Consider the following 19831-nt stretch of genomic DNA (forward strand, 5'->3'; position numbering starts at 1 on the left):
GCGCGTGAAAGGATCGAAGCATCATGCCTCTCGATCCCTCTCTCGTGCGCGACGCCGATCCCGACACCGTCTATCTGGCCTTCGTCGAGTGGGCGGAGTCGACCGGCATCAGCCTCTACCCCGCGCAGGACGAGGCCGTGATCGAGATCGTCTCCGGAAAGAACCTGATCCTCTCCACGCCGACCGGCACCGGGAAGTCCCTCGTCGCCATCGGCGCCCACTTCGCCGCTCTCGCCGGCGGACGCCGCACGTTCTACACCGCCCCGATCAAGGCGCTGGTCAGCGAGAAGTTCTTCGCCCTGGTCGACGTGTTCGGTGCCGAGAACGTCGGCATGATCACCGGCGACTCGTCCGTGAACGGCGACGCCCCGATCATCTGCTGCACCGCCGAGATCCTCGCCAACCGTGCGCTGCGCGAGGGCGCGGATGCCGATGTGGGGCAGGTCGTGATGGACGAGTTCCACTTCTACGGAGACCCCGACCGCGGCTGGGCGTGGCAGGTTCCGCTGCTCGAGCTGCCGCAGGCGCAGTTCGTGCTGATGTCGGCAACCCTGGGCGATGTCACCGAGCTGGCCGCCTACCTCACCCGCCGCACCGGACGCGAGACCGCCGTCGTCACGGGCGTCGAGCGCCCGGTGCCGCTGCACTTCTACTACGAGACGACGCCGATCCACGAGACGATCGACGAGCTGCTCTCGACCGGACAGGCACCGGTCTACATCGTGCACTTCTCGCAGGCGGCGGCGATGGAGCGCGCGCAGGCGCTGGCGAGCGCGAAGGTCGCCACTCGCGAGCAGCGGGATGCCATCGCCGAGCTCATCGGGGGCTTCCGCTTCACGACCGCGTTCGGCAAGACGCTGTCACGGCTGCTGCGGCTCGGGATCGGCGTGCACCACGCCGGCATGCTGCCGAAGTACCGCCGCCTCGTCGAGCAGCTCGCACAGCGCGGCATGCTGCGGGTCATCTGCGGCACCGACACACTCGGCGTCGGCATCAACGTGCCGATCCGCACCGTGCTGCTCACGGCTCTGACGAAGTTCGACGGCACCCGGATGCGGCAGCTGAACGCTCGTGAGTTCCATCAGGTCGCCGGGCGTGCCGGCCGCGCCGGGTACGACACGGCGGGAACCGTGGTCGCGCAGGCGCCCGAGCATGAGACCGAGAACCTGGCGGCGGTGAAGAAGGCCGGGGACGACCCGAAGAAGAAGCGCAAGATCATCCGCAAGAAGGCGCCGGACGGATTCGTGTCGTGGGGCGAGCCGTCGTTCCAGAAGCTCATCGGGTCGGAGCCCGAGACCCTGACCTCGCACATGCAGATCACCAGCGCGATGATGCTCAACGTGATCGCGCGCGGCGGTGATGTGTTCGCCAATATGCGCTCGCTGGTATACGACAATCACGAGCCGCGCGCGAACCAGCGACTGCTCGCCCTGCGCGCGCTCGGCATCTACCGCACCCTGCTGCAGTCCGGTGTCGTGGAGAGAGTCCCCCCGGTCGTTGAGCGAGCCGAAGGCGAGGCGAAACGCGCCGGCGACCACCCCACCGTCCGCCTCACCGTCGATCTGCAGCCCGACTTCGCGCTCAACCAGCCGCTCTCGCCGTTCGCCCTCGCCGCCTTCGAACTGCTGGACCCGGCGGATCCGACCTTCGCACTCGACATGATCTCGATCGTCGAGGCGACCCTCGACGACCCCCGAGCCATCCTCAGTCAGCAGGAGTTCCAGGCCCGCGGTGAGGCCGTCGGCGCGATGAAGGCCGAGGGCATCGAGTACGACGAGCGCATGGAGCTGCTCGAGCAGATCACCTACCCCAAGCCCCTCGACGAACTGCTGAGCGCGGCGTTCGAGACCTTCAGCTCGTCACAGCCGTGGATCCGCGACTTCGAACTGCACCCCAAATCTGTGGTGCGCGACATGTACGAGCGGGCCATGTCGTTCGGGGAATACGTCGCCTACTACAAGGTCGCACGCTCCGAGGGCGTGGTGCTGCGCTATCTGTCGGATGCTTACCGCGCGGCGTCGCAGACCATCCCCGAGCAGCTGAAGACCGACGAGCTCCGCGATCTGATCGAGTGGCTCGGCGAGCTCGTGCGTCAGGTCGACTCGAGCTTGCTGGATGAATGGTCCGAGCTCGTGTCTGGGTCCCTGAGCCTGTCGAAGGGCGAAGAGCCGGTCGTGCCGCCAGCGCCCAAGCGCCTCACCGCGAACACCCGCGCCTTCCGCGTGCTCGTGCGCAACGAGATGTTCCGCCGGGTGCTGCTCGCCGCTCGCGAAGACGTCGAGTCACTGGCATCCCTCGACGCGGACTTCGGCGCAGACGGCTGGAACGACGCCCTCGACGCCTACTACGCCGAGCACAATGAGATCCTCACCGACGCCGACGCGCGCAGCCCTCAGCTGCTGCTCATCGAGCAGGGCTCTGAGACCTGGACGGTGCGGCAGATCATCGCGGACCCCGCGGGCGACCACGACTGGGGCATCTCCGCCACGATCGACCTCGCGGCATCCGACGAGGCCGGCGAAGCCGTGGTCACCGTGACCGGCGTCGATCGCCTCTAGGGCCGCCGCACCTGCACAGTTCTCCCCGCACAGCACACGAATTCGATGAGTTCGTGTGCAGAACGGGGAAGTCTGTGCAGTTCTGCACGCGCACAGCCGACCTCAGAGCAGCAGCCCGCTCACTCCACGCTGCTGACCCGATTCACAGCGCGCAGCGCCTCGAGGTGATCCCGGGCGGCGCGCAGCGCCTCGGCTGCAGACGCGCCGGGACGCCGGCTCACCTTGAGGCCGAGCCACGGCACAGAGCCGGCCGCACGCACAGTTGCGCACACGCGCTCGTCCGTGAGAAGCGACTCCGCTGCAGGGTCGATCGACGCGAAGGGATGGTGCGCGTCGATCCACGGCCCGCTGTACGGACCTTCACAATCAGAAGCCCCCGAGAGCACCAGCGCATCCAGCAGCCCACTCTCGGCAGCAACAGCGATCTGCCCCGCGACGGCGTCGGGGTCGCGCAGCTCGATGGCCGATCGCCCCCAGTTCATCCAGATGCCGACATCGGCGCCCGACGAGCGAACCGCCGAGATCTCGCCGTCCAGCGACAGGAAGCCCTTCTCGGGCGTCTGTCCGGGCACGTGCGCATCGCAGTGCTCGATCACCAGGCGGGCTCCCGACCAATCGAGCTCCCCGAGTTCGGCGAGCGAACGCGCCAGAGCGTCGGCATCCGCCTCGCCGCGCGGCGCGGTGTGCAGCTCGACGACGTCGACGTGCGCTGCGCTGTGCTCGGTGATCTCGGCGACGTCCGCGGCCACGCGACGCAGGTCGGCGATCGCGGCCCGGCGGCCGTCGTCGTCACGGGAGGCGATGCCGTAACCCGGTGTAGCGAGCCGGCGCATCACGAACGGCAGCGGCGTGACGGCGAGGGCGACGTCGGGCACGTTCCCCAGGAACCAGGCGGAGTCGTGCGGGTGGATGCCGTCGATCCACGGCACCTCCAGCGCCGCGACACCCGGCAGGTCGGCGAGCCCGGTGAGCACCTCGTCCTCGACGGCAGGATCCCAGTCCGCGAACGCCGGTGACAGCGGGTACGCGCTGACGACGACGGGGCGAGACATCAGCGCGTGCTCCGGGCTGCGTCGACCGCGCCGGCGAACCAGGAGGTGATCGTGGACGGATGCGTGATCGCGGTGCCCACGCAGACGGCGAACGCTCCGGCGCTGATGGCCGCTGCGGCCTGGGCGGGCGTGTGCAGGCGGCCCTCGGCGATGACCGGACGCTCGCAGGCCTCGGAGATCAGCGAGATGAGCTCGAGATCCGGGCCGTCGGTCTTCGCCCGCTCGCCGGTGTAGCCGGACAGCGTGGTGCCGAGGAAGTCCGCGCCGGCGGCTTCGGCCGCGATCGCGTCGTCGAGCGAACCGCAGTCGGCCATGATCAGCACGTCGCCGTGCACGCGGATGCCGCGGATCGTCTCGGCCAGCGTCAGCCCGTCGGGGCGGGCTCGGCGGGTGCCGTCGATGGCGACGATGTCGGCCCCGGCATCCACCACCGCTCGCGCGTGATCGAGGGTCGGCGTGATGAAGACGTCGTCGTCGCCGTCCTTCCACAGGCCCACGATGGGCACATCGAGGTCGGCGACGGCGCGGATGTCGGCGATGCCCTGCACCCGGATGCCGGCGGCGCCGCCCACGATCGCCGCCTGCGCGACCTGCGACATGGTGCGCGGATCGCGCATCGCCTCTCCGGGGTAGGCCTGGCATGAGACGACCAGGCGGCCGGCGAGGCGTTCGGGGACATCGGTGAATCGCATCAGTTCCTCCATGCGGATGCCGCGGCTCCGCGCAGCGGTGCGTCGTCGCCGAGGGCTCCCGGCAGGATCGGTGTGGTCTGCAGGGCGTCGATCGCCTCGGCACGGTAGGCGGCGAGCATGGGGTTCCACCACGCATCGCCGATCTGCGGAACGCCGCCGGTCACGACGATCCGCTCGGGGTCGAGCAGCGATGCGGCGCCCGCGAGTGCGCGCCCGACGGCTGCCGCCGAATCGGCGATGGCCTGCACGGCGCGCTCGTCGCCCGCCGTGGCGGCCGCAGCGACAGCACGGGAATCGGACACGGCGGGGTCGCCGCCGAGCGACAGGTAGTGCCGGTGCAGGCCGATGCCGGCGCCGATGGCCTCGAGGTGGCCGATGCGTCCGCAGGGGCAGCGCAGGTGATCGGCGCCCCGGATGGGCAGGTGCGCGAGCTCGCCGCCCACGTGGTGGGCGCCGCGCAGAGGACGGCCGTCGACGATCACTCCGGCGCCGATGCCGGTGCCGACGGCGACGATCAGGGCGCTCGATGCGCCGGCCGCCGCGCCGTGGCGGAACTCCCCGGCAGCATGCGCGTCGACGTCGTTCTGGACGGCGACGACGGCGCGCTCGACGAGCCGGTCGCCCAGCACTGCCCGCAGACGGGCCGACACGTCGGTCCCCGGCCAGTCGGCGAAGGTGTCGGTCGACGAGACGATCGTCCCGGTGCGGGCATCCACGACACCCGCCGTGCCGACGCCGACTCCGGAGAGCAGCGTCCGCTCACCGGACGCGGCGTCCGCCGCCTCGAGCAGAGACGTCGCGAGCGCCACGATCGTGCCGATCACGGCATCCGGTCCGTCCGCGGCGCGACTCGGCGCGACGCGCGTCGCGAGCGGCACGTCGTCCCGGCCGGCGAGCGCAGCGGCGGTCTTCGTGCCGCCCACGTCGACGGCCAGGACGACCTCGGTCATCAGCGCGTCGCGGCCGGCAGCAGCTCCACACCGGCGAGCACGCCGCTGACCTTGTCGACGGCCTCGTCATCGAGAGGCGTCACAGTGTGCGCCATGGTCGCGTGCTCGATCAGCCCGCGTGCCTTCATCGCCGCCTTGAACGCGCCGACTCCGGTGGCGTCGCCCGAGAGACCGGCCGGCTGGAAGACGATGTCGAACATGCGGTTGATGCGCTCCTGCTCGCTGCGCGCCGTGTCCCAGTCGCCGCTGCGGGCGGCCTCGAACAGACGCACGTAGCCCTCGGCCTCGACGTTCGCCGCTCCCGGGACCACGCCGTCGGCGCCGGCCAGCAGCATGGCATCCACGACCATCTCGTGACCGGTCAGCAGCTGCAGCGGACGACCCGCCGCCTCGTTCGCGGCGATCAGGCGACGGAAGCCGACGTCGTCTCCCGACGAGTCCTTGACGCCCTTGATGACGCCCTCGGTGCCGAGCTGCATCAGCAGCTCCAAGGTGAGCTTCTTGTGCACGCGCACCGGCACGTCGTACGCCCACAGGGGCGCGTCGATCGCGGCGGCGATGGTGCGGAAGTGGTCGGCGATCTCGGCCTGCGAGTTCAGCGTGTACAGCGGCGCGGTGGTGACGATCGCGTCGGCACCGGCATCCACCAGCCGGCGAGCGGTCTCGATGATCCGCGGCGCGGTGAGCTCGATGGCGCCGGCGATGATCGGCACGCGACCGGCGTTCGCGGAGGCGATCGTCTTGAGGATCTCCACGCGCTGGTCGTCGGTGAAGTACGCGGTCTCTCCGGTCGAGCCCAGCGCGAACAGGCCGGCGACGCCGGCGTCGACGAGGTACTCGACGAGGCGGGTGAGCGAGGCGTGATCGACGGTGTGGTCGGGCAGCAGCGGCGTGGCGACAGGGGGGACGATGCCTGCGAAGGCGGGGGATGCAGAGGACATGAGGGTTCCGGTTCGTTCGTTCGTCAGTGGGATGCCGGCTCGAGCAGCGAGGGCGCGGCGCCGAGCAGTGTGCGGGTGTAGTCGTCGGAGGGGTTGTCGAAGATGCTGGCCGCATCGCCGAATTCGACGACCCGGCCGCGGTTCATCACGGCGATCTCGTCGGAGAGGTAGCGCACGGTCTGGATGTCGTGCGAGATGAAGACCATGCCCAGCCCGAGCTGGTCCTTGAGGTCGGTGAGCAGATTGAGGATCTGCGCGCGCACCGAGACGTCGAGGGCCGAGGTCGGCTCGTCGGCGATGATGACCTGCGGGTCGAGCACGAGAGCGCGGGCGATCGCCACGCGCTGCCGCTGGCCGCCGGAGAGCTGGCCGGGCAGCGCGTCGAGAGCGGATGCCGGAAGCCCGACCAGTCCGAGCAGATCGCGCACCTTGCGCTGACGCGAGGCGGGATCTCCGAGGCCGTGCACCTGCAGCGGATCAAGCAGCGCGTCGCGCACGGTCATGCGGGCGTTGAGTGCCGTCGCCGGGTCCTGGAACACCACCGACAGGATGCGCCCCAGCCGCTTACGCACCGCGGGGGTGAAGGAGCGCACGGGTTCTCCGGCGAAGACGACCTGGCCGCTGGTGGGCTTCTCGAGCCCGATCAGGACCTTCGCGGACGTCGACTTGCCCGATCCGGATTCGCCGACGATGCCCAGCGTCTGGCCGCGCTTCACGGTGAGCGAGACTCCCGCCAGCGCGTCGACGTAGTTCGGCTTGAACATCGATGAGGTGCGCGTGCGGTAGCGGACGTGCACGTCCTTCAGCTCGATGATGGGATCGCTCATCGCCCTGCTCCGATCGGCTCGACGGGCGCATCGTCGGGATGCGCGGAGTAGAAGTGCTCGGTGCCCGGGATCTGCCTGCGCACCGGCGTGACGCCGGCGTAGCGCGCGGGGTTCGACGAGCGGGGTGCGAAGCGGTCGCCGCGCGGGAAGTCCCGCGGCGACGGCACGACGCCCGACACCTGGTGCAGGCGATCGGAGCCGGCCTCGATCGAGAGCACCGCGCCCAGCAGGCCCTGCGTGTACTCGTGCACGGGCTGGGTGAGCACCTCGCGCGTCGTGCCCTGCTCGACGACCTGCCCGGCGTACATGACGGTGATGCGGTGGGTCAGCTCGGCGACGAGGGCCAGGTCGTGCGAGACGAAGATCATCGCGAAGCCGAGCTCGCGCTGCAGCCGCATGAGCAGCTCGACCACCTGCGCCTGCACGGTGACGTCGAGCGCGGTCGTCGGCTCGTCGGCGATCACCAGACGCGGGTCGCGGGTGAGCGCCATCGCGATCAGCACACGCTGGCGCTGACCGCCCGAGAGCTCGTGCGGGTACGAGGCGAGGGTGCGCTTCGGGTCGAGGCCGACGAGTTCGAGAAGCTCCTCGGCCGTGCGGGTGCCGCCGCGGCGCGTGAGCTGCTTCATCTGCGAGCGGATGAGCATGGCGGGGTTCAGCGAGCTCAGCGCATCCTGGTAGATCATCGCGATGTCGTGGCCGCGCAGTGCATTGCGCTGCGCGGGTGCCATCTGCAGCAGATCCTCGCCGTCGAACATGATGCGCCCGCGCACGGCGGCCTTCGGGTCGAGCAGACCCATGATGGCCAGAGAGGTGATCGACTTGCCGCAGCCGGACTCCCCGACCAGCGACATGGTCTCGCCGGGGCGCACCGTGAAGCTCACGTGGTCGACGACGTCGACATCGCCGTGCCGGGGGAACGAGATGCACAGATCCTGCACCTCGAGCAGCGGGGCGTCGTCACCGGCGTAGACCATCCGGTCGTTGCGAGCGAGCTCTCGGGTGCGCAGCTCGGCGAGGCGCTCGCTGAGCGGAACCACGGCCACCTGCGGCGCACGCAGCTCGGGCACCCCGCTGGGCACCGACAGGTTCACCGAGGTGTCGACGGTGGGGATGACGTTCGTGCCGTCGAAGCCGGCGCGCTCGAGATCGGTGGTCGACTCCTCGGTGCCGGCCGCATCGGCGGTGATCTTGCGCGCACGCGGCGACACCATCGCGTCGGTGAGTCCCTCGGAGAGGATGTTCAGGCACAGCACCGTGATCATGATCAGGATGCCGGGGAAGAACGTCGCCCACCAGGCGCCGGACATCAGCAGGTTGCGTCCGGCTGCGATCACGTTGCCCCAGCTGGGCTCGGGATCGGGAACACCGGCCTGCAGGAACGACAGCGAGGCTTCGAAGACGATCGCGTCGGCGACGAGGACGGTGGCGAACACGAGCACGGGCGCCATGGCGTTGCGGGCCACGTGCTTGATGATGATGCGCGGGGTGCGCGCACCCATCACACGCACGGACGAGACGTAGTCCTCGCCGTACTGGTCGAGCACGTTGGCGCGCACGATGCGGGTGAGCTGCGGCACGTACAGGAACGCGATGGTCAGCACCAGCACGGGCAGCGACTTGCCGAACACGGCCACGAACACGGCCGCGAGGGCGATGCCGGGGAACGACATGATGACATCCATCACGCGCATCAGCGTCTCGGACAGCCACTTGGGCGCCGTGGCGGCGATGGTGCCCAGCACGCAGGCGACGGCCAGGGCGACGAGCGTCGCGCCGATGCCGATCACCAGCGAGTAGCGGGCGCCGTAGACGAGTCGCGAGAAGATGTCGCGCCCCTGCCGGTCGGTGCCGAAGAGGTGGTCGCCGCTGGGCGCCTGCACCGGGCTTCCGGATGCGAGCGGGCCATATGCCGTGACGAGCGGCGCGAGCACGGCGGACAGCGCGATGATCGCCAGGATGACGATGCAGATCACGGTTCCGACGGACAGGCCGCCGAACCGGAGGCCGGGAACGGAGAGTCGTTCAGTGAGTTTGCGTCGCATGGGTCACACCGCCCGGATTCGGGGATTGATGAGCACGTACAGGAGGTCGACGATGATGTTGATCACGACGAAGGCGAGGGCGACCGCGAGCGTCACGCCCTGCACGAGGTTGGGCTCGTTGTTGGTCACGCCGTTGAGGATGAGCGTGCCCATCCCGGGGATGGCGAAGATGATCTCGATCACGACCGCGCCGCCGAGCAGGTAGCCGATGCGCAGACCGAGCACGGTCACGGGGGTGATCAGGGCGTTGCGGAGCACGTTGCGTCCGACCACGACCACGCGCGGGATGCCGGCGCCGAGCGCGGTGCGCACGTAGTCCTTGTCGAGCTCCTCGACCATCGAGGTGCGCACGACGCGGGACAGCTGGCCGATCACCGGCACGGCGAGGGCGACGGCAGGCAGGGTCATGCGGGCGAGCCAGGCGGACGGGTCGGTCCAGAAGTCGGGCAGCGGACCGGATGCCGGCAGCGCGCCGAGCCCGAGAGTGAAGACCTGGATGAGCAGGATCGCCAGCCAGAAGGACGGCGTCGAAAGGGCCGCGACTCCGAAGAAGCGGATGACCTGGTCCGGCCAGCGGTCGCGGTACACGGCGGCGATGACGCCGATCGTGAAGGCGAGCACGACGGCGATGATGAGGCCGAAGAACGTGAGCGAGAGGGTCACGGGGAAGGCGCGGGAGACCTCGTCGATGACGGGAAGGCTGCGCGCCGAGTACGTGCCGAGATCGCCGCGGAACAGCCCGGCGAGGAAGCCGAGGTAGCGCGCGAGCAGCGGCAGGTTGAGCCCGTGCTTCTCACGGTAGGCCTCGAGGGCGTCGGCGGAGGCGGTCTCGCCGAGTGCGACTCTGGCCTGGTCGATGGGCGAGAAGGACATCACGAAGAACACGAGGAACGTGATGCCCAAGATCATCACGGGCAGCTGCAGAAGGCGGCGGCCGATGAGACTGAGCGTGCTGGACACGGGAGCCTTCTTGTTCGAGGGGGATCTCCGGGCGGCGCGGGTCGCGCGCCGCCCGGAGGGGGATCACTTGGCAGCGACTCCGACGTCGAGGAACGACAGTCCGGTGGTCGGGACCGGCTTGAAGCCGACCAGCTCCTGGTCGCTCCACGCGGTGGGCAGCTTGCGGTGGAACAGCGGGTAGAGCACGGCCTGCTCGGAGAGCAGATCGAAGGCCTTGTTCCAGGTCTCCTGCTGCTCGTCGCCATCCTGCTGCACGGCCTGGTCGAGCAGACCGGTCAGCTCGGCGTACTCGGGCGAGTCCGCCCATGCGGTGCGGGTGTTCGACCACACGTTGTCGCCGTACCACCAGTTCATCAGCAGGTCGGGGTCGACACCGAAGACCGACGGGTCGCCAGGGGCGACGGCGACCGTGTAGTCACCGGAGTCGACCTTCTCGTACATGGCCGCGGACTGGCCGATCTCGAGCGTGGTCTTGACGCCCACGGCATCCAGCGATTCCTTGATCAGCGGCGCGACCTCCTTGACCCAGCCGGTGTCGGTGGTGAGCAGCGTGATCGACAGGTCCGAGGCGCCGGCGTCGGCGAGCAGGGACTTCGCCTTCTTGGGGTCGTACGTGTAGACCGTCGACGCCTTGTGGTAGTTCTTGTAGTTCTCCGGCAGGAACGACGTGGCGGCGGTGGCGTTGCCGAGCATGCCGGTCTCGATGATCTTGTCCATGTCGAGGGCGTAGTGCAGCGCCTGACGCACGCGCGGGTCGTCGAACGGCGCGGCCTTGGTGTTGAACATCATGAACAGCAGGCCGAACGACTGCACGCTCTCGACCTCGGCGGCCGACGCGAGGGAGTCGACGTCGATGTAGGGCACGTCCTCCATGGCCTGGATGGTGCCGGTCGACATGGCGGTCACGCGAGCCGATGGGTCGGCCAGCAGGTTCCAGTTCATGCCGGCGGCGAGGGCCGGGTGCGGGCCGTTGTAGTCGTCGTAGCGCTCGAAGACGATCTTGTCCTCGGGCACGGCCGAGACGAGCGCGTAGGGGCCAGAGCCGACGGGCTTCGAGGCGAACGCCTCGGGGTCAGCCTCGACGACGGCCTTCGGCACGATCTTCACGACGCCGAGTCGGTCGTTGATCAGCGAGAACGGGTAGTCCGTGGTGATCTGAACGGTGTCCTCGTCGACGGCGGTGACCGTGTCGATGAAGTCGATGAACGACAGGAAGAGCGAGTTGTTGGCCGGGTCCAGCACGCGCTCGTAGCTGAAGACGACGTCCTCAGAGGTGACCGGGTCGCCGTTCTGGAACGTCGCACCCTCGCGGATGTCGATCTCGTACGTGGTGTCGTCGACCTTCTTGGGAAGGTCGGCGGCGAGCGCCGGCGCGGGCTTCTGGGTGACCGGGTCGAGATCGACCAGGCCTTCGAAGATGTGCCAGTTGGCCGAGACGGTGACGGCGCCGGAGGCGACCATCGGGTCGAAGCTGCCGCTCAGCGAGTACGAGATGCCCGCCTCGATGATGGCGTCGGAGTCGACCTTGCCGGGCTTGGCGCTTGCGTCGTTCTTGTCGGTGGCCGCGGCACCGCAGCCGGAGAGCGCAACGGCGACGGCGATCGAGCCGGCCAGCGCCGCCGCGAATCGGGTCCCGCGCCTGCGAGGGATGTGTCGGGTCATGTGATGCTCCAGTTTCGGGAGGGGACGACATCGTCGAGGACATCAGATGTCTGATGTACTATAACCACAGATAGGCGCTGTTCTCAACAGCAAACGGCCGTTCACCACAATGAGATGATCGACGCGAGAGGAAGTGCGAGTTGAACCCGACCCGATCACGCGCGTCCCGGATGCGCCGCGCCACGACCGCGGATCAGATCAAGCAGCTCATCCTCACGCGGAGCCTGCGGCCCGGTGACCCGCTGCCGACCGAATCCGAGCTGTGCGAGACGCTGGATGTCTCCCGGTCCTCGGTGCGCGAAGCGATCCGCACCCTGTCCACGCTCGACATCGTCGACGTGCGCCACGGACACGGGACGTTCGTCGGCGAGATGTCGCTCGACCCGATGGTTCAGGCCCTGGTGTTCCGCGGTGTGCTCTCGCCCGAGGGGTCGCTGCACGCGCTCCGCGAGGTCGTGGAGGTGCGTCTCGCGCTCGACCTCTCGATGGCCGAGCGCGTCGTCGAAGCCGGCACGGCTCAGGGCGAGCATCCGGCTCTCGCAGATCTCGTCGATGAGATGGTCGACAAGGCCGGGCGCGGCGAGAACTTCCTCGAGGCCGACCGCGCCTTCCACACGCAGCTGTTCGCCCGTACCGGCAACCATCTGGTCGGCCAGCTGGTCGGCGCCTTCTGGGACGTGCACACCGCGGTGCTGCCGCAGCTGGAGATCGCTCCCCCGGCCGACATCCAGAGCACCGCGAAAGCACACGGCGACATGCTCGACGCGGTGCGCGCGGGAGACGTCGAGGCGTATCGCCGCGCGGTCATCGAGCACTACGCGCCGCTGCAGCGCGTGCTCGCCCAGTCGTCCTGACCTGCGCTGCTTCCGTCGGCGGCCCCTGCGCGTGGTCGCGCTGGTCGCCGATGCACAGGATTCCCCGCTCTGCACAGGAATCCCCGGAATTCGTGTGCTGTGCGGGGATGAGTGTGCAACGGCGTACGCAGCGCGCGCCGGCCCTCACCAGGGGCTGGGCTGATAGTCCTTCAGGAACACGCCCTGCAGGTCGACGCCGGCCTCACCCTGCACGATCGGGTCGTACACGCGCGCCGCGCCGTCGACGAGGTCGAGCGGGGCGTGGAAGCCCTCCTCGGCGAGTCGCACCTTCGTGAAGTGCGGGCGCTCGTCGGTGATCCAGCCCGTGTCGACGGCGGTCATCAGGATGCCGTCGGTCTCGAGCATCTCGCCGGCGCTGGTGCGGGTGAGCATGTTCAGCGCGGCCTTGGCCATGTTGGTGTGCGGATGCCCTGGACCCTTGTACCGACGCGAGAACTGCCCCTCCATCGCGGAGACGTTGACGATGTACTTCCGTCGCGCAGTGGATGCCGCCATCGACGCTCGCAGCCGGCTGATCAGCAGGAAGGGCGCGGTGGTGTTGCACAGCTGCACCTCGAGCATCTCGAGCGGATCGACCTGATCCACCGACTGCACCCAGCTGTTCATCCGGTTCACATCCGGCACCAGTCCACCCGCGTCGATCGCCGTGCCGTCGGCGTGCTTGACCAGCGACGATGATCCCGGTGCCATGGCGAGACGCGCCAGATCCTCGGCGGTGAGCGCCTGCCCGCCCTGCTCGGCGACGGTGCCGCCGAGGGCCGCGACCGACAGCAGCGGATGCGCGTCGACCGATGCCTGCAGCGCCTCCGGATGCGGATCGGCGGTGTGGCCGAACGTCTCCATCTCAGGCAGCGGACCGTCGGGAAGCGGCTGCAGCTCGGCATCCGCCAGCAGCGAGTACGCACCCGGCGAGCGCCGCACGGTCTGCGCCGCGTTGTTGATGAGGATGTCGAGCGGCCCCTGGGCCGCGACCGAGTCCGCGAGTCCGATCACCTGTGCCGGATCGCGCAGGTCGATGCCGACGACGCGCAGCCGGTGCAGCCAGTCCGACGCGTCCGGCAGCGACGAGAACCGGCGCACGGCGTCGCGAGGGAAACGCGTCGTGATCGTCAGGTGCGCGCCGTCGCGCAGCAGCCGCAGCGCGATGTGCATGCCGATCTTCGCGCGGCCGCCGGTGAGCAGCGCGCGCTTGCCGGTGAGATCGGTGCGGGCGCTGCGCTTGCCGTGGCTGAAGCGGGCGCATTCGGGGCAGAGCTGGTGGTAGAACGCGTCGACGAGCGTGTATGGCTGCTTGCAGATGTAGCAGTTGCGGGGCTTGAGCAGCTCGCCGGCGCTGGGCGCGTCGACGCTGGATGCCAGGTCGAGGCCGCGGGTCTCGTCGTCGATGCGGTCGGGGGCGCCGGTCGCCGTGCGGGCGACGACGGCCTTGTCGGCGTCGGCGATGGCATCCCGGATCTCCTTGCGCCGTGCGCGCTTGACCGCCTTGAACATGTTCGCGGTGGCGCGGCGGACGGAGAGGTAGTCCGGATGCTGCTGGTCGACCTCATCGAGCGATGCGAGCACCCGCAGGGTGGTGGCGAGGTCGTCGGGGTCGATGCCGGAGGCGAGGAGTCCCTCCTGGGCCCCTCGGCCCGTCGCCATCTGGGTCCCTGAGCCTGTCGAAGGGTCGGTCATTAGGCCGATTCTACGCGGCCCACCTGTGACCCCCTGGGCGTTGTCGGCGCCCCGGCGTATGGTCAGCACATGAGCACCGGAGAAGCTGCGTATACGACTATTCATCAGGGCATCGTGCCGGGATATCTGCTGGCGCAGCTGGCACGATCCGAGCGCTATCCGCGCGCCGCGGAAGCGGCTCGGCAGACCCTCATCGCCGGCCGCCCTGCCTTCCATGCCGCGCTCGAGCTGTCTATCGATGAGAGCGGCGCACTGGTCGCCGAGGTCACCTCTGCTCCCACGCGCACCATCTTCGACGCGCAGAACACCGAGACCCTCCCCGGGCTCATCGTGCGCACCGAAGATGACGAGCCGGTGGACGATGCCACGGTCAACGAGGCGTTCGACGGGCTGGGGGCGACCTTCCGGATGCTGCTCGACGCGTTCGAGCGCGATTCGCTCGACGGTGCGGGGGCGCCGCTGAACGCGACCGTGCACTACGGCGAGGACTACGACAACGCCTTCTGGGACGGCTCGCGCATGGTGTTCGGCGACGGAGACGGCGAGGTGTTCGTCGGGTTCACCCGCTCGGTCTCGGTCATCGGCCACGAGCTGGGCCACGGGGTGATCCAGAGCACAGCCGGGCTCGTCTACCGCGACCAGTCCGGCGCGCTGAACGAGTCGATCGCCGATGTGCTCGGGGCGCTCACCGAGCAGCATCTGCTCGGACAGACGGCGGATCAGGCGTCGTGGCTGGTCGGCGAGGGCATCTTCACGGATGCCGTGCAGGGCCGCGCCCTGCGCTCGATGCTCGAGCCGGGCACCGCCTACGACGACGACGAGCTGGGCAAGGACCCGCAGCCTGCGCACATGGACGACTACGTGCAGACCGTGGAGGACAACGGCGGCGTGCACATCAATTCGGGCATCCCGAACCGTGCCTTCGCGCTGGCGGCTCGGGCCGTCGGCGGCCACGCGTGGGAGGGTGCCGGGCTGGCCTGGTATCGCGCGCTCACCGGAGACTTGTCGTCGACGGCCGATTTCACCGAGTTCGCGCAGAAGACGATCGCCGCGGCGGCCGAGATCGGGTCTACCGTGGAGTCAGCGGTCCGCGAGGGGTGGATCGCGGTCGGAGTGATCGAGGATGCACGAGCACGAACACCGCGCTGATAGGGCGGGAACGGACGATGCGCAGGATCGCATCGTCATCGCTGTCGTGCGCAGCGGCGGCATTGCCGGGCTCCGCCGCCGCTGGCGAGCGGAACCGGCGCCCGAGCAGGCACCGACGTGGATCCAGCTCGTCGAGCGCTGCCCGTGGGATGAGCATCTGGATCCGGATGCCCGTGGCGCCGACCGCTACGTGTGGAGCATTCACGTGCGCGTGCGCGACGAGCAGCTCGAGCAGGTCGTTCCCGACACGCGCCTGGAAGGCGCCTGGCGCGAACTCGTCGACGCCGTGCGCGACGCCGACTCCGACAACGCCACGCACTGACCTCCGACACCACGATGGAGTGGAGATATGACACAGAAGATCGTTCCCAACCTGTGGTTCGCTGGCAACGCGGGTGAGGCCGGCCAGTTCTACAGTGCGGCGCTGCCGTGGGCGGCCGCTCACGTCGCGATGCGGTATCCCGACGAGCTCCCGGAGTTCCAGAAGGGTTTCGAGGGCGAACCTGTCGTCGTCGACCTTGATGTCGCCGGCTTCAGAGTCACGATGATCAACTCCGACGACACATTCCGGCCGACCCCGTCGATCTCGTTCGTGCTGAACTTCGATCCGCTGCTGTTCGAGGGTGACACGGATGCCGCTCGGGCCGCGCTCGATAAGACCTGGGCCGCGCTGTCGGACGGCGGGCAGGCGCTCATGCCGCTCGGCGAGTACCCGTTCAGCCCGCACTACGGCTGGGTGCAGGATCGGTACGGCGTCAGCTGGCAGCTGATGCTCACCGACCCGACGGGCGAGCCGCGTCCGTTCGTGATCACGCAGATCATGTTCTCGGGTGATGCGCAGAACCAGGCCCGCGAAGCGGTCGACTTCTATATGTCGCTGTTCGACGACGCCGCATTCGGCACGGTGGTGCAGTACCCCGAGGCCTCGGGCACCGCGGCGGCGGGCAGCGTCATGTTCGGGGAGTTCCGCATCGGTGAGCACTGGTTCTCGTTCATGGACTCGAACGTCGAGCATCAGTTCGGCTTCACCCCCGGTGTCTCGCTCGAGATCCGCTGCGCGGGTCAGGCCGAGATCGATCACTTCTGGGGCGCTCTCTCCGCCGTCCCGGACGCGGAGCAGTGCGGTTGGCTCGTCGACCGGTACGGAATCAGCTGGCAGATCGTGCCCGAGAACATGGGCGAGCTGCTGGCGAAGCCCGGCGCGTACCAGCGGATGCTGGGCATGAAGAAGCTGGTCATCGCCGACTTCTGAACCCTGGATGAGGGCCGGCGGAGGAGAATGATCACATGGGACTGTTCACACAGAAGCCGCAGGAGCCCAGCGCATGGGCCGCTCTGCCCGGTGAGCCGCTCGACGACACCAATCCGACCGAGCGACTCGACGAGGCGCCTTCGCTCGACCTGATGGATGTGGGGCTCAGCGCCCAGTACTCCACCATCGTCTTCCCGGTGACAGCGCCGGCACCCGAGGCGGCTGACGTCGACGACACGGGCGAGTAGTCGCGGCGGTCAGCGCTTCCGTGCGCGCCGCGACGCGACGAACAGCACCGCGCCTCCCGCCAGCAGTGCCACCACGGCGGCGATCCGCATGGGCAGCAGGTCTTCGGTGTAGCGCGAGGTGAACGACACCAGCGCCAGGAAGAATCCTGCTGCGAGCAGCACCGCCGCTCCCAGCCAGGCGAGCAGGGGCATCCTCCGCACGGCACCCTGCGAACGAGACGCGTCGGGGCTTGGCCGGTGGAACATGCGCGCGACGACGATCACGACCAGCGCGATCATGACCACGATGATCACGGTCTTCAGCGCGAATCCGGTCACTTCTCGAGGGTACCGACTGCGGGCGGTGTCTCACCGACGCCCTACGGTTGAAGGATGACGATCACCGCCGCCGCCGATGGCTCCGCCCTCGGCAATCCGGGTCCGAACGGCTGGGCCTGGTACATCGACGACGACCGCTGGGCCGCGGGCGGCTCGCCGCACGGCACCAACAACCAGGGCGAGCTGCAGGCGGTGCTCGAACTGCTGCGCGCGACCGCCGGCGTCGACGAGACGCTCGTCATCGAGTGCGATTCGCGCTACGTCATCGACTCGGTGACCAAATGGATGCCCGGATGGAAGCGTCGCGGCTGGCGCAAGGCCGACGGCGCTCCGGTGCTGAACCGCGACCTGCTCGAGGGCATCGACGAGGCGATGCGCGGCCGCGACGTCGAGTTCTCGTGGGTGAAGGGGCATGCCGGGCATCCGCTGAACGAAGCCGCCGACCAGCGCGCGAACGCAGCGGCGACCGCGTACAAGGAGAAGCGGGAACCGCGCCGTGGGCCGGGGTTCGTCTCCGCCGCGGATGCGGGCGCCGCCCTCGCGGGCGCGATGGCCGTCTCCGCTGCCGCCTCGGCTCCGGCGCACGCCTCGGCTCCCCAAGCGCTGCTCTGGGCCGAGCCCGCCGATCTGCTCGACGGACTGGACGATCCTTCGACAGGCTCAGGAACCCAGAGGGCGAGCTCAGGAACCCAGAGGGCGGGCTCAGGAACCCAGGCATCCGGCCCACTCCAGCTGACTGTCTCGCTGACGGCAGCCGAGCACGCGAGGTTGCGCGACCGCGCCGACGCGCAGGGCATCTCGCTTGAGGAGGCGCTGCGGCGCCTGATCTGAGTGGGCGTGTCAGACTGACGCCATGTGGATCGGCTGGATCGAGTTCGACATCCTGCTCGGCGATGTCCATTCGCTGAAGCAGAAGCGCAGCATCATCCGGCCGATCATCGCCGATCTCAGCCGGCGCACCGAGGCGGCCGTCGCCGAGGTCGGCCTGCAGGACCTGCACCGGCGGACGATGATCGGCCTCTCGGTCGTCGCAGCGCACGCCTCGCACGTGCGCGACGTGCTCGATCAGGCTGAACGGATGCTGGTCGAGCAGCATCCCGAGATCGACCTGCTCTCCGCGCGTCGGGGCCTGCACTTCAGCGGGGATGAGTGAAGCCGCGGGTTGCGGGGCCTGCGTACACTCGCGGAATGGCTTCCGTTCCACAGACGATCACCCGCATCGCCCTCGCCGGGGTCCTGCTCTTCACCGGAGTGGCGCACCTCACGTTCGCGCGGCGCGGGTTCCGCGTCGCCGTGCCCGACTGGATTCCGGGGGATCCGGACACGACCGTGGTGGCATCCGGCTGGGTCGAGATCGCGCTGGGGACTGCACTGCTGCTCGCCCGCCGGCGCCGGCGCGGCCTCGGCCGGCTCGTCGCGCTGTTCTTCGTCGCGGTCTTTCCCGGCAATGTCTCGCAGTGGACGCATCACCGCAGCGCGCCGGGGCTCGACACCGAGATGAAGCGGTTCGGGCGCCTGTTCCTGCAGCCGGTGCTGGTGCTGCTGGCTCTGCGCTCGACGCGCGGCTGACGACTCAGCTCTCGAGCGAGACGCGCGTGCGTGGCAGCGCGTCCGGATGCTCCTGCTGCAGCCAGGTCATCATCTGCTCGCGGACCGCGCACCGCAGGGTCCACAGGTCGTCCGAATCCTTCGCCGAGACCGTGAAGCGCACGGTGACGAAGCCTCCCTGCGAATCGGTGACGACCGCCCCGCTGCTGCGGTGATCCCACGCCTCGGAGGCGGCCATGATCTCGTCGAACTTGGCGCGCACGGCATCCATCGGCACCCGCCAGTCGAGGTCGAGGAAGACGGTCCCGAGGATGGCATCCGAGCGGCGGGTCCACGTCTCGATGACGTTGGTCGTGAAGTAGCTGCACGGGATGACGAGGCGGCGCTCGTCCCAGAGGTAGACGACCACGTACGAGAGGTTCAGCTCGCCGATCCGGCCGAACTGCTCGTCGATCACGACGACGTCGCCGACGCGGATCGAGTCGGTGAAGGCGATCTGGATGCCGGCGATGAGGTTGCCGAAGATCGACTGCGCCGCGAGTCCTGCGATCACCGAGACGATGCCCGCCGATGCCAGCACGCTCGTGCCCACCACGCGCAGGGCCGGGAACGAGAACAGCGCCATCCCCACCGCGATCACCACGATGACGACGACCGTGAGCCGCTGGATGATGAGGATCTGCGTGCGGCGGCGGCGCAGGTCGGCGCCCGAGAACGTCACCTTCTCACGCGTGAGCAGTCCCTCGAAGGCGAACGAGGTGACCGTGCCGAGCAGCCAGGCTCCGGTGAGGATCGTGCCGATCAGCAGCATGTGCGAGACGCCGGGCCACCACTCCTCGCGCGCGGGCTGCGTGACCGCTGCGGCGATCCAGAGCGCGACGATGAGCACGACCACCGCCCACGGGCGGCGCGCACGGCGGTAGAGGTCGCGCATCCAGGCGGCCCTGCGACCCAGCAGCGACGTGATGGTGTGCGGAGCGAGCACGGCGGCGGTCGCCGCCACCAGGGCGATGCCGACGGCGACGGCGGTTCCGGTCCACGAGGTCCAATCGAGCATCCTTCCACCGTAGGCGGCGCTCC

General features: G+C 69.1%; 20 protein-coding genes. 9 read left to right on the plus strand and 11 right to left on the minus strand.

What is annotated here, in order from left to right; all coding sequences use genetic code 11:
* Window positions 1-23: 23 nt before the first annotated feature.
* Window positions 24-2558: a DEAD/DEAH box helicase gene (locus ACIPV2_RS08270; RefSeq protein ID WP_400840189.1), complete on the plus strand. Its 2535-nt coding sequence runs from the start codon at window positions 24-26 to the stop codon at window positions 2556-2558.
* Window positions 2559-2677: 119 nt separating this feature from the next.
* Here the strand turns inward: ACIPV2_RS08270 and ACIPV2_RS08275 are convergent, their stop codons facing one another.
* From ACIPV2_RS08275 to ACIPV2_RS08310, 8 genes are all read right to left on the minus strand, one after another.
* Entirely contained in the window at window positions 2678-3610 is a 933-nt protein-coding gene (locus tag ACIPV2_RS08275; RefSeq protein WP_400840191.1) for a DUF4862 family protein, read from the minus strand.
* Window positions 3610-4302, minus strand: a complete 693-nt coding sequence (locus ACIPV2_RS08280; RefSeq protein ID WP_400840193.1) for an N-acetylmannosamine-6-phosphate 2-epimerase — start codon at window positions 4300-4302, stop codon at window positions 3610-3612. The genes ACIPV2_RS08275 and ACIPV2_RS08280 overlap by 1 nt, the downstream gene beginning before the upstream one ends.
* Window positions 4302-5252: an ROK family protein gene (locus tag ACIPV2_RS08285; RefSeq protein ID WP_400840196.1), complete on the minus strand. Its 951-nt coding sequence runs from the start codon at window positions 5250-5252 to the stop codon at window positions 4302-4304. The genes ACIPV2_RS08280 and ACIPV2_RS08285 overlap by 1 nt, the downstream gene beginning before the upstream one ends.
* Window positions 5252-6193 carry a dihydrodipicolinate synthase family protein gene (locus ACIPV2_RS08290; RefSeq protein ID WP_400840198.1) on the minus strand — a complete coding sequence of 314 codons (942 nt, stop codon included), beginning with the start codon at window positions 6191-6193 and terminating at the stop codon, window positions 5252-5254. The genes ACIPV2_RS08285 and ACIPV2_RS08290 overlap by 1 nt, the downstream gene beginning before the upstream one ends.
* 23 nt (window positions 6194-6216) lie before the next feature.
* Complete coding sequence (locus tag ACIPV2_RS08295) at window positions 6217-7020, minus strand: ABC transporter ATP-binding protein (RefSeq protein WP_101187911.1); 804 nt, start codon at window positions 7018-7020, stop codon at window positions 6217-6219.
* Window positions 7017-9065 (minus strand): dipeptide/oligopeptide/nickel ABC transporter permease/ATP-binding protein, encoded by a 2049-nt coding sequence (locus ACIPV2_RS08300; RefSeq protein ID WP_400840200.1) that lies wholly within the window; start codon window positions 9063-9065, stop codon window positions 7017-7019. The genes ACIPV2_RS08295 and ACIPV2_RS08300 overlap by 4 nt, the downstream gene beginning before the upstream one ends.
* A gap of 3 nt (window positions 9066-9068) precedes the next feature.
* Window positions 9069-10025, minus strand: coding sequence for an ABC transporter permease (locus tag ACIPV2_RS08305; RefSeq protein ID WP_101187909.1), 957 nt, complete (start codon window positions 10023-10025; stop codon window positions 9069-9071).
* A 63-nt stretch (window positions 10026-10088) separates the two neighbouring features.
* Window positions 10089-11687, minus strand: a complete 1599-nt coding sequence (locus tag ACIPV2_RS08310) for an ABC transporter substrate-binding protein (RefSeq protein WP_400840203.1) — start codon at window positions 11685-11687, stop codon at window positions 10089-10091.
* Between the two features lie 140 nt (window positions 11688-11827).
* Here ACIPV2_RS08310 and ACIPV2_RS08315 point away from each other — a divergent pair, with 140 nt between their 5' ends.
* Entirely contained in the window at window positions 11828-12541 is a 714-nt protein-coding gene (locus ACIPV2_RS08315; RefSeq protein ID WP_400840205.1) for a FadR/GntR family transcriptional regulator, read from the plus strand.
* A gap of 144 nt (window positions 12542-12685) precedes the next feature.
* Here ACIPV2_RS08315 and ACIPV2_RS08320 read toward each other — a convergent pair whose 3' ends face one another.
* On the minus strand, window positions 12686-14203 hold the full coding sequence (locus ACIPV2_RS08320; RefSeq protein WP_400841782.1) for an SDR family NAD(P)-dependent oxidoreductase: 1518 nt from the start codon (window positions 14201-14203) through the stop codon (window positions 12686-12688).
* Between the two features lie 102 nt (window positions 14204-14305).
* On the opposite strand from ACIPV2_RS08320, the gene ACIPV2_RS08325 reads away from it, so the two are divergent.
* The 4 genes from ACIPV2_RS08325 to ACIPV2_RS08340 are packed head-to-tail and all read left to right on the plus strand — an operon-like array spanning window position 14306 to window position 16885.
* Window positions 14306-15385 carry a M4 family metallopeptidase gene (locus ACIPV2_RS08325; protein WP_400840207.1) on the plus strand — a complete coding sequence of 360 codons (1080 nt, stop codon included), beginning with the start codon at window positions 14306-14308 and terminating at the stop codon, window positions 15383-15385.
* Window positions 15360-15707 carry a protealysin inhibitor emfourin gene (locus ACIPV2_RS08330; protein WP_400840209.1) on the plus strand — a complete coding sequence of 116 codons (348 nt, stop codon included), beginning with the start codon at window positions 15360-15362 and terminating at the stop codon, window positions 15705-15707. Before ACIPV2_RS08325 ends, ACIPV2_RS08330 begins: the two co-directional genes overlap by 26 nt.
* A gap of 27 nt (window positions 15708-15734) precedes the next feature.
* A complete protein-coding gene (locus ACIPV2_RS08335) occupies window positions 15735-16637 on the plus strand; it encodes a VOC family protein (RefSeq protein ID WP_400840211.1) in 903 nt (300 codons plus the stop codon).
* Window positions 16638-16672: 35 nt separating this feature from the next.
* Complete coding sequence (locus tag ACIPV2_RS08340) at window positions 16673-16885, plus strand: hypothetical protein (RefSeq protein WP_400840214.1); 213 nt, start codon at window positions 16673-16675, stop codon at window positions 16883-16885.
* 9 nt (window positions 16886-16894) lie between these two features.
* Here the strand turns inward: ACIPV2_RS08340 and ACIPV2_RS08345 are convergent, their stop codons facing one another.
* A complete protein-coding gene (locus ACIPV2_RS08345; RefSeq protein WP_400840216.1) occupies window positions 16895-17203 on the minus strand; it encodes a hypothetical protein in 309 nt (102 codons plus the stop codon).
* 54 nt (window positions 17204-17257) lie between these two features.
* On the opposite strand from ACIPV2_RS08345, the gene ACIPV2_RS08350 reads away from it, so the two are divergent.
* The 3 genes from ACIPV2_RS08350 to ACIPV2_RS08360 are packed head-to-tail and all read left to right on the plus strand — an operon-like array spanning window position 17258 to window position 18772.
* Complete coding sequence (locus ACIPV2_RS08350) at window positions 17258-18034, plus strand: ribonuclease H (RefSeq protein ID WP_400840219.1); 777 nt, start codon at window positions 17258-17260, stop codon at window positions 18032-18034.
* Between the two features lie 22 nt (window positions 18035-18056).
* Window positions 18057-18356 carry a DUF503 domain-containing protein gene (locus ACIPV2_RS08355; RefSeq protein WP_400840221.1) on the plus strand — a complete coding sequence of 100 codons (300 nt, stop codon included), beginning with the start codon at window positions 18057-18059 and terminating at the stop codon, window positions 18354-18356.
* 35 nt (window positions 18357-18391) lie between these two features.
* Complete coding sequence (locus ACIPV2_RS08360) at window positions 18392-18772, plus strand: hypothetical protein (protein WP_400840223.1); 381 nt, start codon at window positions 18392-18394, stop codon at window positions 18770-18772.
* A gap of 4 nt (window positions 18773-18776) precedes the next feature.
* Here ACIPV2_RS08360 and ACIPV2_RS08365 read toward each other — a convergent pair whose 3' ends face one another.
* Complete coding sequence (locus ACIPV2_RS08365; RefSeq protein ID WP_400840225.1) at window positions 18777-19808, minus strand: mechanosensitive ion channel family protein; 1032 nt, start codon at window positions 19806-19808, stop codon at window positions 18777-18779.
* Window positions 19809-19831 lie beyond the last annotated feature (23 nt).

The sequence above is a fragment of the Microbacterium sp. NPDC089987 genome (assembly GCF_044748505.1).
Taxonomy (GTDB): domain Bacteria; phylum Actinomycetota; class Actinomycetes; order Actinomycetales; family Microbacteriaceae; genus Microbacterium.

Bases quoted from the DNA above. Each gene is read 5' to 3' on its own strand.
- ACIPV2_RS08270 (WP_400840189.1), top strand. From the start codon at position 24: ATGCCTCTCGATCCCTCTCTCGTGCGCGACGCCGATCCCGACACCGTC.
- ACIPV2_RS08275 (WP_400840191.1), bottom strand. From the start codon at position 3,610: ATGTCTCGCCCCGTCGTCGTCAGCGCGTACCCGCTGTCACCGGCGTTC.
- ACIPV2_RS08280 (WP_400840193.1), bottom strand. From the start codon at position 4,302: ATGCGATTCACCGATGTCCCCGAACGCCTCGCCGGCCGCCTGGTCGTC.
- ACIPV2_RS08285 (WP_400840196.1), bottom strand. From the start codon at position 5,252: ATGACCGAGGTCGTCCTGGCCGTCGACGTGGGCGGCACGAAGACCGCC.
- ACIPV2_RS08290 (WP_400840198.1), bottom strand. From the start codon at position 6,193: ATGTCCTCTGCATCCCCCGCCTTCGCAGGCATCGTCCCCCCTGTCGCC.
- ACIPV2_RS08295 (WP_101187911.1), bottom strand. From the start codon at position 7,020: ATGAGCGATCCCATCATCGAGCTGAAGGACGTGCACGTCCGCTACCGC.
- ACIPV2_RS08300 (WP_400840200.1), bottom strand. From the start codon at position 9,065: ATGCGACGCAAACTCACTGAACGACTCTCCGTTCCCGGCCTCCGGTTC.
- ACIPV2_RS08310 (WP_400840203.1), bottom strand. From the start codon at position 11,687: ATGACCCGACACATCCCTCGCAGGCGCGGGACCCGATTCGCGGCGGCG.
- ACIPV2_RS08320 (WP_400841782.1), bottom strand. From the start codon at position 14,203: ATGGCGACGGGCCGAGGGGCCCAGGAGGGACTCCTCGCCTCCGGCATC.
- ACIPV2_RS08325 (WP_400840207.1), top strand. From the start codon at position 14,306: ATGAGCACCGGAGAAGCTGCGTATACGACTATTCATCAGGGCATCGTG.
- ACIPV2_RS08330 (WP_400840209.1), top strand. From the start codon at position 15,360: ATGCACGAGCACGAACACCGCGCTGATAGGGCGGGAACGGACGATGCG.
- ACIPV2_RS08335 (WP_400840211.1), top strand. From the start codon at position 15,735: ATGACACAGAAGATCGTTCCCAACCTGTGGTTCGCTGGCAACGCGGGT.
- ACIPV2_RS08340 (WP_400840214.1), top strand. From the start codon at position 16,673: ATGGGACTGTTCACACAGAAGCCGCAGGAGCCCAGCGCATGGGCCGCT.
- ACIPV2_RS08350 (WP_400840219.1), top strand. From the start codon at position 17,258: ATGACGATCACCGCCGCCGCCGATGGCTCCGCCCTCGGCAATCCGGGT.
- ACIPV2_RS08355 (WP_400840221.1), top strand. From the start codon at position 18,057: ATGTGGATCGGCTGGATCGAGTTCGACATCCTGCTCGGCGATGTCCAT.
- ACIPV2_RS08360 (WP_400840223.1), top strand. From the start codon at position 18,392: ATGGCTTCCGTTCCACAGACGATCACCCGCATCGCCCTCGCCGGGGTC.
- ACIPV2_RS08365 (WP_400840225.1), bottom strand. From the start codon at position 19,808: ATGCTCGATTGGACCTCGTGGACCGGAACCGCCGTCGCCGTCGGCATC.